Annotated in this window: 12 protein-coding genes; 3 read left to right on the forward strand and 9 right to left on the reverse strand. The window is 64.0% G+C overall.

Annotation, left to right across the window (positions count from 1 at the left end; genetic code table 11):
- Nucleotides 1-1,366 (forward strand): NAD(P)(+) transhydrogenase (Re/Si-specific) subunit beta (locus X743_RS147235; RefSeq protein ID WP_023767454.1); only part of this gene is annotated, 1,366 nt, incomplete at its 5' end.
- A gap of 84 nt (nucleotides 1,367-1,450) precedes the next feature.
- Here X743_RS147235 and X743_RS147230 read toward each other — a convergent pair.
- The 4 genes from X743_RS147230 to X743_RS147215 form a co-directional block, all read right to left on the reverse strand.
- A complete protein-coding gene (locus tag X743_RS147230; RefSeq protein WP_023767455.1) occupies nucleotides 1,451-2,377 on the reverse strand; it encodes a membrane protein in 927 nt (308 codons plus the stop codon).
- A 236-nt stretch (nucleotides 2,378-2,613) separates the two neighbouring features.
- Nucleotides 2,614-5,085, reverse strand: coding sequence for a DNA topoisomerase (ATP-hydrolyzing) subunit B (gyrB, locus tag X743_RS147225; RefSeq protein ID WP_023767456.1), 2,472 nt, complete (start codon nucleotides 5,083-5,085; stop codon nucleotides 2,614-2,616).
- Between the two features lie 145 nt (nucleotides 5,086-5,230).
- Nucleotides 5,231-7,861: a caspase family protein gene (locus X743_RS147220; protein WP_023767457.1), complete on the reverse strand. Its 2,631-nt coding sequence runs from the start codon at nucleotides 7,859-7,861 to the stop codon at nucleotides 5,231-5,233.
- Between the two features lie 81 nt (nucleotides 7,862-7,942).
- Nucleotides 7,943-8,512, reverse strand: a complete 570-nt coding sequence (locus X743_RS147215; RefSeq protein ID WP_023767458.1) for an NADPH-dependent FMN reductase — start codon at nucleotides 8,510-8,512, stop codon at nucleotides 7,943-7,945.
- Nucleotides 8,513-8,726: 214 nt separating this feature from the next.
- On the opposite strand from X743_RS147215, the gene X743_RS147210 reads away from it, so the two are divergent.
- On the forward strand, nucleotides 8,727-10,094 hold the full coding sequence (locus tag X743_RS147210) for a cytochrome P450 (RefSeq protein WP_023767459.1): 1,368 nt from the start codon (nucleotides 8,727-8,729) through the stop codon (nucleotides 10,092-10,094).
- A 53-nt stretch (nucleotides 10,095-10,147) separates the two neighbouring features.
- Here X743_RS147210 and X743_RS147205 read toward each other — a convergent pair whose 3' ends face one another.
- Nucleotides 10,148-11,125 (reverse strand): complex I NDUFA9 subunit family protein, encoded by a 978-nt coding sequence (locus X743_RS147205; RefSeq protein ID WP_023767460.1) that lies wholly within the window; start codon nucleotides 11,123-11,125, stop codon nucleotides 10,148-10,150.
- A gap of 282 nt (nucleotides 11,126-11,407) precedes the next feature.
- Nucleotides 11,408-11,689 carry a hypothetical protein gene (locus X743_RS147200; protein ID WP_013891547.1) on the reverse strand — a complete coding sequence of 94 codons (282 nt, stop codon included), beginning with the start codon at nucleotides 11,687-11,689 and terminating at the stop codon, nucleotides 11,408-11,410.
- Between X743_RS147200 and X743_RS147195 the strand changes: the two genes are divergently transcribed.
- The gene (locus X743_RS147195; RefSeq protein WP_023767461.1) at nucleotides 11,688-11,918 is read left to right on the forward strand and encodes a hypothetical protein; all 231 of its coding nucleotides are present in this window, start codon (nucleotides 11,688-11,690) and stop codon (nucleotides 11,916-11,918) included. The two genes, X743_RS147200 and X743_RS147195, sit on opposite strands and share 2 nt — an antisense overlap.
- Before the next feature lie 9 nt (nucleotides 11,919-11,927).
- On the opposite strand, the gene X743_RS147190 is transcribed toward X743_RS147195, so the two are convergent.
- The 3 genes from X743_RS147190 to X743_RS147180 all read right to left on the reverse strand — a co-directional run bounded on the left by X743_RS147190 (nucleotide 11,928) and on the right by X743_RS147180 (nucleotide 14,648).
- Nucleotides 11,928-12,932, reverse strand: coding sequence for an Ldh family oxidoreductase (locus tag X743_RS147190; RefSeq protein ID WP_023767462.1), 1,005 nt, complete (start codon nucleotides 12,930-12,932; stop codon nucleotides 11,928-11,930).
- 193 nt (nucleotides 12,933-13,125) lie between these two features.
- Nucleotides 13,126-13,935, reverse strand: a complete 810-nt coding sequence (locus X743_RS147185) for an ABC transporter permease (protein WP_023767463.1) — start codon at nucleotides 13,933-13,935, stop codon at nucleotides 13,126-13,128.
- Nucleotides 13,935-14,648 (reverse strand): ABC transporter permease, encoded by a 714-nt coding sequence (locus X743_RS147180; RefSeq protein ID WP_198023926.1) that lies wholly within the window; start codon nucleotides 14,646-14,648, stop codon nucleotides 13,935-13,937. The genes X743_RS147185 and X743_RS147180 overlap by 1 nt, the downstream gene beginning before the upstream one ends.
- Between the last annotated feature and the right edge of the window lie 121 nt (nucleotides 14,649-14,769).

A 14,769-nucleotide genomic window follows, 5' to 3' on the forward strand; every position in this document is an offset into this window, starting at 1 on the left:
CGTTTCCGGCGTCCTGTTCATCATGGCGCTGCGCGGCCTGTCGCATCCGACCACCAGCCGCCAGGGCAATCTCTACGGCATGATCGGCATGGGCATCGCGATCGCCACCACGCTGGCGCTGGCAACCCCATCCGCCCCGCGCTTCGGCCTGATCGTGCTTGGCCTCGCCATTGGCGGCGGTGTCGGCGCCGTCACCGCGCGCCGCATCGCCATGACCTCGATGCCGCAGCTGGTCGCCGCCTTTCACTCGCTGGTCGGCCTCGCCGCCGTTATGGTCGCTGCTGCGGCCATCTACGCGCCGGAAAGCTTCGGCATCGGCACCGCGGGCGACATCCATGCCCAGGCGCTGATCGAGATGAGCCTTGGCGTCGCCATCGGCGCCATCACCTTCACCGGCTCGGTCATCGCCTTTCTCAAGCTCGACGGCCGCATGTCAGGCAAGCCGATCATGATCGGCGGCCGCCACTTCATCAACGCCGCGCTCGGCGTGGCGCTGATCGTGCTGATCATCCTGCTCGTCACCACCGAGTCAAAACTGGTGTTCTGGCTGATCGTCGCTGCCTCGCTGGTGCTCGGCATCCTGTTGATCATCCCGATCGGCGGCGCCGACATGCCGGTGGTCGTCTCGATGCTGAATTCCTATTCAGGCTGGGCCGCCGCCGCACTCGGTTTCACGCTCGGCAATCTGGCGCTGATCATCACCGGCGCGCTGGTCGGCTCGTCCGGCGCGATCCTGTCCTACATCATGTGCAAGGGCATGAACCGAAGCTTCATCTCGGTCATCCTCGGCGGCTTCGGCGGTGAGACGACTGCTGCCGCCGATGATGGCATCGAACGCACGGTCAAGCAGGGTTCTGCCGACGATGCCGCTTACCTGATGATGAATGCCCAGAAGGTCATCATCGTGCCGGGCTATGGCATGGCGGTCGCGCAGGCGCAGCACGCGCTGCGCGAAATGGCCGACAAGCTCAAGGCCAACGGCGTCGACGTGAAGTACGCCATCCACCCGGTCGCCGGCCGCATGCCTGGCCACATGAACGTGCTGCTCGCCGAGGCCAACGTGCCCTATGACGAGGTGTTCGAACTCGAAGACATCAACTCCGAATTCGCGCAGGCCGACGTCGCCTATGTCATCGGCGCCAACGACGTCACCAACCCGTCCGCGCGCGACGACAAGAGCAGCCCCATCTACGGCATGCCGATCCTCGACGTCGACAAGGCGCGCACCTGCCTGTTCGTCAAGCGCTCGCTCGGCTCGGGCTATGCAGGCATCGACAACACGTTGTTCTACAAGGACGGCACCATGATGCTGCTCGGCGACGCCAAGAAGATGACCGAGGAAATCGTCAAGGCCATGGATCACTGATCCGGCCGGCAGAAATCTCGACGTACAAACGCAAAGAGCCCGGTTTCAAAGCCGGGCTCTTCTCGTTTCCATGGGCGATTGCGTTCAGGGGTTCGCGAGAAATACCGCTTCCTCGTCGTCGCGTTGCCTGCCGCCCAGCGCCGCGGCGGCACTGGCGATGAAGGCGCCGATGACGAGTGACAGGGCGCCGAGCAGGGCGAAAGTCGCGCTTGCTTTTCGGGCTGTGTCGGCCGCCTGCTGTGCCTTGACCTTGGCATCCTGCGCCTTGGCCAGGACAGCATCGACACGCGTTTTGGCGTCCGCCTCGGAGAGGCCGGTGCGCGCGGCCACCAGTTGCGACAGGTATGTCTTGTCCTCCGCGGATACTTCACCCGCGACGGCACCGGCGATCAGGATGCGCGAGGCCTGCCCCGCCGCGGCGGCCTGATCGCTGGGGTTGCCGGTGGCGAGCTTGGCCGGATCGGCCGGCCGGAACAGCGAATCCACCAGATAGGAGGTCGCATTGTCGGCCGATGCCGATGCGTTGCTGGCATTGGCGGAGGCGCCCGCCGACGCTCCCATGGCGGCGCCCGAAGCCACATTGGATGCTGCCTGCACGCCCGTTCCAATCGCCGCCGAAAGTACCGAGCCAAGCACGCCGACGACGAGCAAGGTGGCCAATGCCCAAGCGAGGAAGCCGTGAGCGGTGTCACGGAAATAGACTTCGTCGGTGTGGATGCCGACCCATTTGGTGCGCAGCCGGCCCGCCAGATAGCCGCCGACACCCGACGACAACCACTGCACGACGACCAGCCAGATCGCAGTCGATACGGCGAAACTGGTCGCCGAGAGGCCAGAGCCCGACCAGGGTGAAACCATCGTTAGCCCAAGCCCGGAGCCGAGCAGCATGAGGATGAAGGTCAGCGTCGAGGCCGCGAAGGCACCGGCGATGATCGGTCCCCAGCTGACAGCCGTGGAGGATGATTCCGTTGCAGTCGATACGCCGACAGCCGATAGGGTGGAGGACTGCATGGAGGCCTCCTATCGCATGAAAAGCATGAGGAGAATGATGATCGGAATCGGAACTCCGAGCAGCCACAGTAGAATGCCGCGTCCCATGAAAGCCTCCTGTAAGAAATTGTGATCGACACTGTCACAATGTCTTTGAAGGCCTTCTGTTCCGGCAACTCCTCAATGATTTTGATTGTGCAAGCCGACATTGGCGGGCCCCGGGGCACGCCAATGTCTCAAAAAAGCTTGCCGAGACCTCAAATATCGAGATTGGCGACCGACAGCGCATTGTCCTGGATGAACTCGCGCCGCGGCTCGACCTCGTCGCCCATCAGCCGCGAGAACAGCGAGTCCGCGTCGGTGGCATCATTGACCTTGACCTGCAGCAGCGAGCGCACATTCGGATCGAGCGTGGTTTCCCAGAGCTGCTCGGCGTTCATCTCGCCGAGACCCTTGTAGCGCTGCATGGTCAGCCCCTTGCGGCCGGTCGCAAAGACGGCGTTGAGCAGCGCCAGCGGCCCCGACACGGTTTCGGACACATCCTTGCGGCGCAGCACCGGCGGCGTCCCATAGACCTCGCTGAGGCGCTGTGCGTAGCGGTCGAGCTGGCGGGCGTCGGCCGAATTGATCAGTGCCATGTCGAGATGGGCGTATTCCTTGACGCTGCGCACGGTGCGCTCGAACACATAGCCGCCGATCCCTTCGTTCGACGTCGACATCCGCCCTGTCCAGCCGCGCTCGGTATCCTCGGCTATGATGTCGAGACGTTGTGCGACCCGCTCCGCCATTGCGTTGGCACGACCGAGGTCGGCAAAGACGTCGGGGTTGAGCCCGCCGGCGATCGCGGCCTGTTCCACCACGCCCCTGTTGTAGCGCGTGTGCAAGCCGTTGATGAGCTGGCGCACGGCCAGCGCATCGTCGATGGCGCTGCGCAGGTCCTGCCCGGCCCGAACCTCGCCGGAGCCCAGCGCAAGCGAGGCTTCCTCGATCCCGGAGCCGATCAGGAATTCCTCGAAGGCGCTCTCGTTCTTGATGTATTGCGAGCTCTTGCCGCGCGTCACCTTGTAGAGCGGCGGCTGGGCTATGTAGAGGTGGCCGCGCTCGATCAGTTCCGGCATCTGCCGGAAGAAGAAGGTCAACAGCAAGGTCCTGATATGGGCACCGTCGACGTCGGCGTCGGTCATCAGGATGATCTTGTGGTAGCGCAATTTGTCGGCATTGAACTCGTCCTTGCCGATCGAGGTGCCGAGCGCGGTGATCAGCGTGCCGATCATGTCGGAGCCGAGCATGCGGTCGAAGCGTGCCCGCTCGACATTGAGGATCTTGCCGCGCAAGGGAAGGATCGCCTGGTTCTGCCGCGAACGGCCGCCCTTGGCCGAGCCGCCGGCGGAATCACCCTCGACGATGAAGATTTCGGATTTCGCCGGGTCGCGTTCCTGGCAGTCGGCCAGCTTGCCGGGCAGGGACGTGACGCCGAGCGAGCTCTTGCGGGTGATGTCGCGCGCCTTGCGCGCGGCTTCGCGCGCCGCCGCGGCCTGGATCACCTTGTCGATGACCACCTTGCCCTCGGTCGGGTGCTCTTCCAACCAGGTGCCGAGCGCCTCGTTGACCAGCCCCTCGACCACCGGGCGGACTTCCGACGAGACCAGCTTGTCCTTGGTCTGCGAGGAGAATTTCGGGTCGGGAACCTTGACCGACAGCACCGCCGTCAGGCCTTCGCGGCAATCGTCGCCGATCAGCGAGACCTTTTCCTTCTTGGTCAGGCCCGAGGAGTCGCCGTAGCCGGTGATCTGGCGTGTCAGCGCGCCACGGAAGCCGGCCAGGTGGGTGCCGCCATCGCGCTGCGGGATGTTGTTGGTGAAGGCCAGCACGTTCTCGTGGTAGCTGTCGTTCCACCACATCGCCACCTCGACGGTAATGCCGTCGCGCTCGGCCTTGATGGCGATCGGCTTGTCGATCAGCGGTTTCTTGACCCGGTCGAGATATTTGACGAACTCTTCGAGGCCGCCATCGTAATGCAGCTCATGCCGCAACACGTCGGCATGGCGGGCATCGGTCAAGACGATGCGCACGCCGGAATTGAGGAAGGCGAGTTCGCGCAGCCGGTGTTCCAGCGTGCCGAAGTCGAATTCGACCATGGTGAAAGTCTCGGCCGACGGAAAAAAGGTGATCTCCGAGCCGCTGCGCCCCTCATAGGTGCCCGGCTGCTTGTCCTGTTCATAAGCGCCGGTCACTTTCAGCGGCGCGTCCGCATTGCCATGCGTGAAGCTCATCTCGAAGATCTGGCCATTGCGGCGGATTTTGAGCTTCAGCCACGCCGAAAGGGCGTTCACCACGGACACGCCCACACCATGCAGGCCGCCCGACACCTTGTAGGAATTCTGGTCGAACTTGCCGCCCGCATGCAGCTGCGTCATGATCACTTCGGCGGCCGAAATGCCTTCGCCGGTGTGGATATCGGTCGGAATGCCGCGGCCATTGTCGATAACCGTCACCGAACCATCGGGGTTGAGCGTCACCGTGACCAGGTCGGCGTGACCGGCCAGGGCCTCGTCGATGGCGTTGTCGACCACCTCATAGACCATGTGATGCAGGCCTGAACCGTCGTCGGTGTCGCCGATATACATGCCGGGGCGTTTGCGGACGGCGTCCAACCCCTTCAAAACCTTGATGGAATCGGCGCCGTATTCGGCTTCAGCGCCGTTGGTGTTCTCGATCTGGTCGCTCATGAAAACCTGTTGTCTAGATGCCGCTTGTACAGCGCGAAAAATCGGCCCCGAATCGCGCCTCTGCTATGCACAAGATATAGGCGCTAAAGGCGGTTTTTCCAAGGTTTGCAGGCATTTCCGGCCCAAATGCCGAGCCGGCAGCCGGCTATTTTTTTCGGGCGCCGAATTTAGCGAGAAGCCCGCGCAGATATTTGATCGTGGGTTTGTCCCTGGGCGCCAGCCGGCCCGTGCGATCGAGCTCCAGCGTCAGGTTCAGCGCCTTGGTCAGCACCGCCTTCGGATCCTTGGCCACATACGCATAGTTGATGTAGGCCTGCACCAGGTCAAATTGCCAGATCGCATTGTTCGGGTCGGACCGGGCCAATTGCTGGCGAATGCCAAGGCTGGCTTCGAAGGCTTTCTTTGAGGCCTCGAAGTGGCGCTGCTTGGTCTCCAGCATACCGATTTCCGACAGGGTGATCGACAGATCGCGTTGCCAGTCGGAATTGCCTGGGTCGAGCTTCGCCAGCCGGTTGGCAATGGCGAGGCTGTCCTGGTAGTTTTGCAGTGCCCCGCTGGTATTGCCCTGGGCGTCGAGCACGCCGGCAACCTTCTCCAGGCAGACCGACAGGTCGCGCTGCCATTCGGTGTTGGCGGGGTCATCAGCGGCAAGGTCACGCGCAACGGCCAGTGCTTGCCGGTAGGAAGCCAGTGCCGCCGGCCAGTTCTCCTGGTCGTTGAGCGCGTTGCCGATCTTGGCGTAACTGATCGACAGGTCGCGCTTCAAGTCGGTATCGTTGGGGTCGCGGCGCACCAGGTCTTCGGCGATTGCCTGGCTCCTGCTGTAGGCCACGAGCGCACCGGCGGCGTCGCCGCGTTGGCGCAGCACGTCACCGATCCGCTCCTGGCTGACCGAGACAGCGCGCTGGCGCTCTGGGTCATCGGGTTTGTTCCCGGCCAGCACCAGCCGAATTCTCAGGCTCTCTTCAAAAGCCGTCTGGGCATCGTCCAACTGGCCGGCTGTGCGGGCAAGGTCGCCGATCTCGTCATAGCTTATGGTCAGGTCGCGCAGCCGATAGGCGCTGTCCGGCTCGGCATCGGCCAATTTCTGCTTGATCGACAGGCTCTCTCGATAGGCTTGGGCCGCCGCGCCCACATCGCCTTGCGTCGCCAGCACATTGCCGATCTTGTCATTGGCCATGGCAAGATCACCGAGCCAGTCCTTCTTGTCCGGCATGCTTGCGGTCAGCGCCTGCAGCATGCCCCTGGCCGCCTCATAGTTTTCCAGCGAGGTCGGCAGGTCGCCTTGCGCCATTTTTATGTTGGCGAGCTTGATGTGGCTGATGGCGAGATCCCGCTTGACGCTGGGATCGGCTTCCTGACGCGACCGCTGCTCGAGATCGCCCAACAGGGCGGTGAAGGCGCGGCCGGCCGCCTCGATATTGCCGACCGTCGTATAGAGCTGACCGAGTTCCTCCAGCGTGCGGCTCTGACGGTCGGCCTGTTCCAGGTTGAGAGCGGTCTGCCCAGCTTCGCCATACAGCGACAGCACCGTTTCATAGCCCTTGATGGCCGCCGTATAGTTGAGATCGGCGCGCGCGGCACCCGCCGACAAGAACAGTGTTGCGGCCTGCGACAGCGTGCGGTCGACGAAATTCGCCTTCAGCGCCTTGCGCGACACCTCGTCGACAGCGACCGCTTCGGCGAGCTTCGCCTGGGCCGCGCCGAAGGCGCCCAGGGCCAGCTGCTCCTCGGCCTGGCGGCGCAGTTCAGTCACCCGCGGATCGTCGGCAGCCAGCGTCTTCATCTCGGCGCGCACCTTGACGAAGGCGTCGGCCGCCTCGCGCAGCCGGGCATTCAGGCTGTCCGCCGACAGGTGGCTGGTGTCGGCGCTGATCAGCGCGCCGTAGAGCGGCGCCAGCGGCATGTCGGCATCGCTGGCGATCTGCTCGACCTGGCCGCGCATTTCCGGCGTCACGTCGGCCATGGCCAGCAGCAGGCGTTCGCGCTCCGGCAACTGTTCCCTGGCGGTAGCGGCGAAGAACAGCTTCGGCAGGCCGCTTTCGACATAGGGCAGCTGCTTGCCGCGCGACAGATCATAGACCTCCTGCTGCACCAGCGTCAGGACGGAGCGGATTTCGAGCCCATCGGTGCCGAGATATTTGGTCAGCGCCGTGGTGAAGGGCGAGTTCTGGCCGGTTCCGTCGGCGGCCGTCTCGCCGGGCGCGGCCGAAAAAGCAAACAGGATGTTTTCCGCCCGGCCAACGCGCCCGAGGCCCGGCTTGACCTTGTCCGCGACATCCTTTGCCATGGCGGTGGCGCCGCGTCCTTCGCCACCGTTCCCCGAGAACGGGTCGCTGCGGCAGGCATCGAGCACGATCAGCCCGACCTTGGCCGTGGCGGCGACCGCGTCGCGCACCTCTTCCAGCGGCAGGCTGGTCTTGTCCAGCGTGTCGAGCGAGGACGCGTCGGCATCGACCGGCAGCAGCCGGTTGTCGCCTGAAATTTCGACGCCATGGCCGGAGAAATAGACCAGCGCCACGTCGGCACCCTTGGCGTCTTCGCGAAAATCGTCGAGTGCGCGCCGCATGCGCCGCAGATCCCGGTTGGTTTCGAGCACGACCTCGAAACCGAGCTTCTTCAGCGCCGCTTCCATGGCCTCGCCGTCATGAACGGGATTGGCGAGCGGCCGGACCAGCCGGTAGTCGTCGTCGGCCATGACCAGCGCCACGCGCCGCTCGGCCACCGCCGTGGCGGTGGTCGCGAGCATCAGCAGCAAGGCAAACAGCAAACGCAAGTGGAACCGCCCCCCGGCTCGGTCGTTTGCCGACCATTCCACCTCTTTATCGCGCGGGCAAGCCGGCTCGAACCGGCTCGTTCAGGCCGCGCGCATCGGCTTCAGTGCCTCGCTCCAGCGCGACAGCTCGTCCAGCATGGTCTTGGCTCCGCCAGCCACCTGCTCGCTGGCGTTGAAAGCGCGGTTTTCGTCGAGCAGCTTCTGGTACATCGGCAGCGCGACGCCTTCCGGGATAGGCATGATTCCGACCGATGTCAGCAACGGCTTCAGCGCCTGCGCCGCGCGCAGGCCACCGGAAACGCCGCCATAGCTGAAAATGGCGGCGGGTTTGTATTTCCATTCCCGCGCGAGGTAATCGATCGCGTTGACGATCGCCGGCGCGACGAAATAATTGTACTCCGGCGCCACGAACACAAACGCGTCGGCGGCGTCGGTCGCCTTCGACCAGGCCTTGGTGTGGTCGTTCTGGTAGTTGCCAAGTCTCGGATGATGCGGCTCGTCCAGCACCGGCAGGTCGAACGCGGCGATATCGGTCAGCACCGGCTCGAATTTTCCATGCTCGCGCGCGAACGCCTCCAGCCACTGGGCAAAAACTGGGCCGGCGCGGCCGGGCCGCGTGCTGCCGATGATGATGTTTAACTGGTGCTTCAAGGCGGGCTCCTTCGACTGGCGGTATCCGTTGGTGACTGTCCCTACGGCAGAGCGCAACGACGGACAAGGCGGGAGCCTGCGCATGGCGGTCACGATCGGATGAACGAACCCGTCTGCTTTCGCGTCTCGCGCTGGCCTGGTTCGTCCTGCCGTTCGGCCACATGGACGCCCGCATCGCCAGTCACTACATTGAGGGGCAACAGCGGAGCACTTCATGGACACGCAGCCCGCCCCATTCGTTCCGCCCGCGCCGAAGCCGCGCACGTCGCCGCCTTCGACGCTGGAGATGATCCGCATCGTCTACCGCAACCCGCTCGAACTTTGGGGCGAGCAGACCTACAACGAACCCTGGATTTCGGCCAACGGCGCGGGCGGGCCGCTGGTCATCGCCAACGACCCCGGTCTTATCCGCCATGTGCTGGTCGACAATGCCAGGAACTACAAGATGGCGACGGTGCGCCAGAAGATCCTGCGCCCGATCCTGCGCGACGGCCTGCTGACCGCCGAGGGCGAGGTCTGGAAGCGGTCGCGCAAGGCAATGGCGCCGGTGTTCACCCCGCGCCACATTTTCGGCTTCGCCCAGCCGATGCTGAAGCGCACGCGCGAGTTCGCCACCCGCTACGAAGCGGGCGGGACGTCCGATATCGCCCATGACATGACGATGCTCACCTACGACATCCTGGCCGAGACGCTGTTTTCCGGCGAGATCGCTGGCGAGCAGGGCAGTTTCGCCAATGAGATCGATCGTCTGTTCGAGACCATGGGCCGTGTCGATCCGCTCGACCTGTTGCGCGCGCCCGACTGGCTGCCGCGGCTCACCCGCATCCGTGGCCGCAAGACCATGGCCTATTTCCGCAAAATCGTCACCGACACGGTCAATATGCGCGAAGAGAAGGTCAGGCGCGATCCCGATGCCGTGCCGCAGGATTTCCTGACGCTCCTGCTCAAGGCCGAGGGGCCAGAGGGGCTGACGCGGGCCGAGGTCGAGGACAACATCATCACCTTCATTGGCGCCGGCCACGAGACCACGGCGCGCGCACTCGGCTGGACGCTTTATTGCCTGGCGGAATCGCCATGGGAGCGCAACAGGGTCGAACAGGAGATCGATCACGTGCTGGCGCGCGAAGCCGATCCGACGAAGTGGCTGGACGCCATGCCATTGACGCGCGCCGCCTTCGAGGAGGCGCTCCGGCTCTATCCGCCGGCGCCATCCATCAACCGTGAGCCGATCGTGCCGGAGATGTGGAAGGATCTTTATATCCCCAAGCACGCGGCCGTGCTGGTCATGCCATGGGTCGTTCATCGCCACCGCAAGCTTTGGGACAGGCCCGATGCCTTCCTGCCGGAGCGCTTTCACCCGGGAAACCGCGAAAAGATCGACCGCTTCCAGTATCTGCCGTTCGGCGCGGGGCCGCGCGTCTGCATCGGCGCCAGCTTCGCCATGCAGGAGGCGATCATCGCGCTCGCCATCCTGCTATCGCGCTTCCGCTTCGACGTGACCGCTGAAACGAAGCCCTGGCCGGTGCAGAAACTCACCACGCAGCCGCAAGGTGGCTTGCCCATGCAGGTCACGCCCCGCTAGGCGTGCCAATAGTCAGGTGGTGCCGGCCTGACCTTTGGATCGGTTGCGGCAGTTTATGCCGCGGGCTTGCGCTGCTGGAACTGGCCGGCGGCGCGGAAGCGCCAGAGATAGCTGGGCAGGACCGTCGCGATTGATTGCGGCTGGATGCCCAGCCCGGTGAGTGTCCGGTTGGCCTTGGCCGCCGCGTCGGAAACGATGTTGTGCTCGCGCAGCTGTCTCACCTGGTCCTTGGTCAGCAGCGGATTGGGCAACAGTCCGAGGATAGAGGCCTGGATGTTGGCCACCCACCACGGCACCGGCACCAGCAGGCGTTTGCGCTCGATCACCTCGAGCAGCTCTTCCATGCATTCCTTGAAGGTGAGCACCTGGGGGCCGCCAAGCTCGTAGATCTGGCCGCCATGGATCTTGCCGTCGACCGAGCGCGCCACCGCTTCGGCGACATCGCCGACATAGACCGGCTGCAGCTTGTTGTTGCCGCCGCCGATCAGTGGCAGCACCGGTGAATAGCGCGCCATATTGGCGAAGCGGTTGAAGAAGGAGTCCTCAGGCCCGAAATTGATCGATGGCCGGAAGATCACGGCATCCGCGATCGTCTCCAGCACGGCCTTTTCGCCAAGCGCCTTGGTGCGCGCGTAATCCGATTGGGAGTTCGGATCGGCGCCAATCGCCGATATATGGGTGAGGCCGGCGCCGACGGAGCGCGCCGCTTCGGCCACCGCGCGGGCGCCGAACTCGTGCACGGCGGAGAATTTCTGCCGGCCGCTCTCATGCAGGACGGCGACAAGGTTGATGACGTGATCGGCGCCTTGGACGGCGCGGTCCACCGACCAGCGCACCCGCACATTGGCCTGTACCGGCTGGATCTGGCCGACATTGCCGAGTGGCTGCAAATGGCCTGCAAGATCAGGCCGCCGGCAGGCGACCCGGATGCGATAGCCGCGCTTGGCCAGCGCGCGCACGACATGGCGGCCGACAAAGCCGGACCCGCCAAACACGACGACGAGCTTCGGGGTCTGCAGGATTTCGGTCATGGCGGGCTCCGGCGCACGTTCCAGATGGCTTGGCTGAAGCCGTTTCATAGTCCGTTTTGCGCCAAAGGCAAAGGGTGACGCGACGTCGCTGTCACCCTTGTCTCCGAGCATTTCCAGGAAAAGTGCAAGGCGGTTCTTCCTTGGGAATTGCGTCAGGACAAAAACACCTCAGAACGCCTTGCCGATGCGGGCGTCGACGCAGAAAACCCCGCCGAAGCGGGGTTTTCCGGATGACATCATGCGAAGCCAGGGGCCGACGGAGCGGCCTGACCTGAGACGGTATCAGGAGGGCGTGAAGCAAGTACGCCCACCCCAGCCCTGAACATCCGACATGGTGCCACCAACCTTCTTGCAGGCCGCGACGAAATCGGCGCTGCAATTGGCGAATTTGGCGTGGCCGTTCTTGCAGTAGTGGTCCTCGGTGGCGCCGCCGCTCGGGGCGGTGATGACGCCGGGCGTGGACGGTTTCACCGGAGCGGCCTTCAATGTGGCTGCCTGGGTGGCGCCCATGAACGAGCCGAGAAGAAGGACCGCGGTGAGCATGGTGATCTTGGTGTTGGTCATGGCAATTTTCCTTTTGATTTCGGTTGGGTTTTCCGAGGCGCGAAGGGACATCCTCCGCGTGAAGCAGGCTTTCGCTTTCGGTTTGCTGTTTCCCCCGGTTCGGATCGGGCAAGCTCGCCTTGCCCTGGACAAAGCTGGGTGTTTACAAAGCGCAAAAAGGTTCAGCGGCGCGCAGAAAAAAACGCACCGCGCCGCTCTCTGCGCCGGCAGTCTTCAGGTAACCGTCTGAAATATTGGGCTATTCAGCCGAATAGCGCTCGGCGAATTGGGAAATGCGCTGCACGACCGCCTTCGGCGCGGTGATGCCGCGTGCCTGCGCCTTCTCGGCCGCCTCTGCCCGGGCGCGGCCAGGCACATGCACACCATAGCGGCGGCGCAGCCGGTCGAGTTGGTCCTTCATGCGCTGCTCGAAATCCGGATCGAGCAGCTTGGGTTCGACTGCAAGCACGAACAGGCCGGTTCCGGGACTGTCCGGGCCGCCGCTGAACCATGGCGCGTCGAGCGACCAGTTGGCACCCGACAGGCCGGCTGCCAGCACTTCGACCATCAGCGCGATGTTGGCGCCGCGCTGGCCGCCGAAGGCAAGCATGGCGCCCTTCATGGCGGCCGCCGGATCGGTGGTCGGGTTGCCGCTCTCGTCCAGCGCCCAGCCTTCGGGAATTTTCTTGCCGTCCTCGGCCGCCTTGCGGATGTTGACGAAAGCGGTGGCGCTCGACGACTGGTCGATGACCAGCGGCGCGCCGTCGGCGGCAGGGGCGGCGAACGACATCGGGTTGGTGCAATAGACCGGCTTCACCGAGCCGGAGCCGGCCAGAACGGCCGGGCCATTGGTGGCCGCGAACGACACCAGCCCCTGCGCCGCCAGCCGGCCGGTGAAGTAGCCGAGCGCGCCGCATGTATAGGCATTCTTCTGCGAGAAGATGGCGACGCCGAACAGCCTTGCCGCCTTGGCGAGGTCGTCGATGGTGCGGTCGAAGCCGGTATGCGCCAGCCCGCCGCGCGCGTCGGAGAGATAGACCGCCAGCGCCGGCCTCGTGATCACCGGATCGGCATTGCCGTCGATGCGGCCGGCCTCGAGCGCTTCGAGATAGTCGATGAAATGCGTGAGCCCGACGCTCGAAAGCCCTTCTGCCTCGGCCGAAATGATCGAGGCGGTGAGCGATTGCGCCGCTTCTTCATTGGCGCCGGCGCCGAGTGCCGCCATCCGGCACAGTCCTTTTGCCTGGTCGAGACTGAGTTGCATCGTAGCTGCCTTTAAGTGGGTAGGGAGTGGTGGGTAGTGAATAGAGGATGCGGCGAGCCGCTTCCACTCACTATTCGCTACTCACTCCTCACGAGAGCAATTCCAGGAAAAGTGTGACACGGTTTTCCGTCCGGAATTGCGTAAAAACAAAGAGATAGAGCGGTTCGCCGTTTCCGTGAAACGGTGAAATGCTCTAGCCGATCTTGTTCGGGATGCGCGCCTCTATCCTGCCGAAGGCGAACACCAGGATACCGGTGATCGTCATGTAGATCAGCGCCAGCAGCAGCAAGGGTTCGTAGGTGAGGTAGGTGTCCTGCCGCACTTTGGACGAAACGGCGAAGATATCGATGACGCTGATCGTCGCCACCAGCGGCGTCGATTTCAATTGCAGCACGGTCTCGCCGGTCAGTGTCGGCAGCGCCCTGTAGAAGGCCTGCGGCAGCCAGATGCGCCGAAAGATTTTCCAGCGGCTCATGCCAAAGGCGCGAGCCGCCTCCAATTGTCCCTTGGGCACGCCGGCAAAGGCACCGCGCATCACCTCGCCCTCGTAACCGGCGAACGACAGGGTCAGCGCCAGCACGCCATAAGGCCAGGCTTGCCGCAGATACGGCCACATCCACGATTCACGGATCCACGGATATTGGGGAAACAGCGAACCCAGACCGTAATAGAGCAGCCACAGCTGGATCAGCAGCGGTGTTCCTCGGATCACCGTACAGAAGGCCTTGGCGGGTGCCGCGAACCAGAACGAGCCGGTGGCCTGCGCCAGCCCGAGCGGCACGGCGAGCAGGAAGCCGAGCACGCAAGTAACGGCCAGGATCCACAGCGAGCGCCAGATGCCGATCAATCCCATTTCCCAATATTGCGGCAGCCAATCCCAGCGCATGAAAAACACCGCCGACAGCACCAGCGCCAGAGCGATCAGGATCAGCACGATGCGGTGCGGCTGCAGCCACAGCGATGTTCGCGCGACAACGTTGATGATGGCCGCTTCGTTCGCCATCAGCGTGTTTCCTTGAGCGAAGGCATGCCGCGCCGCGACCATGCCTCGACGCGGCCGATGAGGAAATTGGAAATCAGCGATAGCAGCAGGTAGAGAACGGCTGCGGCGAAAAAGAAGGTGAAATAGGCTTTGGTGACGCCTGCGGCCTGCCGCGTTGCCAGCGCCAGTTCGTAGAATCCGACGACCGCCAGCAGGGCGGTGTCCTTGGTGGCGATCAGCCAGAGATTGGCGAGGCCCGGTATGGCAAACGGCAGCATGGCCGGCAGCGTTATGCGCCGCAGCATCAGGCCGGGAGACATTCCGTAGGCACGGGCGGCTTCGATCTGGCCCTGCGGAATAGCCAGGATCGCTCCGCGTATCACCTCGGTCGAATAGGCACCCTGGACGAAGCCGAGCACGGCGATGCCGGCGGCAAGGCCACTGATGTCGACGCGCTGATAGCCCATTGCCGTCAGCGCCTGGTTGATCAGGTCGGTTCCGGCGTAATAGAGCAGCAGGATCAGCACCAGTTCGGGCACGGCGCGCACGACGGTGGTGTAAACCGCCAGCAGATCGCGTACCACCGGGCCGCCATAAAGCTTGCCGAAGGCGCCGCCAGTGCCGATCAAAAGGCCGAGGCAGGTGGCCCCGAGCGCGATCTCGATCGAATGCAGGAGTCCGAACAGAAGCGTTCCGCCCCAGCCTGGCGGATAGGGCGAGAGCAGTTCGATGATGCCGGCCGCGGAGGCCGAAAGAAATGCGTCGATCAGCGTCGCCCCCGAATTGCTGGCGTCAGCCGCTGTCAATTCTCGTCAGCGGCAAGCGTGCCTGGACAGGTTTCGGCGAAACCGCACG

Source organism: Mesorhizobium sp. LNHC232B00, from assembly GCF_000502435.1.
GTDB classification, from domain to species: domain Bacteria; phylum Pseudomonadota; class Alphaproteobacteria; order Rhizobiales; family Rhizobiaceae; genus Mesorhizobium; species Mesorhizobium opportunistum.

Coding starts and splice junctions, on each gene's coding strand:
- X743_RS147230 (WP_023767455.1), bottom strand. CDS start 2,377: ATGCAGTCCTCCACCCTATCGGCTGTCGGCGTATCGACTGCAACGGAA.
- gyrB (WP_023767456.1), bottom strand. CDS start 5,085: ATGAGCGACCAGATCGAGAACACCAACGGCGCTGAAGCCGAATACGGC.
- X743_RS147210 (WP_023767459.1), top strand. CDS start 8,727: ATGGACACGCAGCCCGCCCCATTCGTTCCGCCCGCGCCGAAGCCGCGC.
- X743_RS147205 (WP_023767460.1), bottom strand. CDS start 11,125: ATGACCGAAATCCTGCAGACCCCGAAGCTCGTCGTCGTGTTTGGCGGG.
- X743_RS147195 (WP_023767461.1), top strand. CDS start 11,688: ATGGCAATTTTCCTTTTGATTTCGGTTGGGTTTTCCGAGGCGCGAAGG.
- X743_RS147200 (WP_013891547.1), bottom strand. CDS start 11,689: ATGACCAACACCAAGATCACCATGCTCACCGCGGTCCTTCTTCTCGGC.
- X743_RS147190 (WP_023767462.1), bottom strand. CDS start 12,932: ATGCAACTCAGTCTCGACCAGGCAAAAGGACTGTGCCGGATGGCGGCA.
- X743_RS147185 (WP_023767463.1), bottom strand. CDS start 13,935: ATGGCGAACGAAGCGGCCATCATCAACGTTGTCGCGCGAACATCGCTG.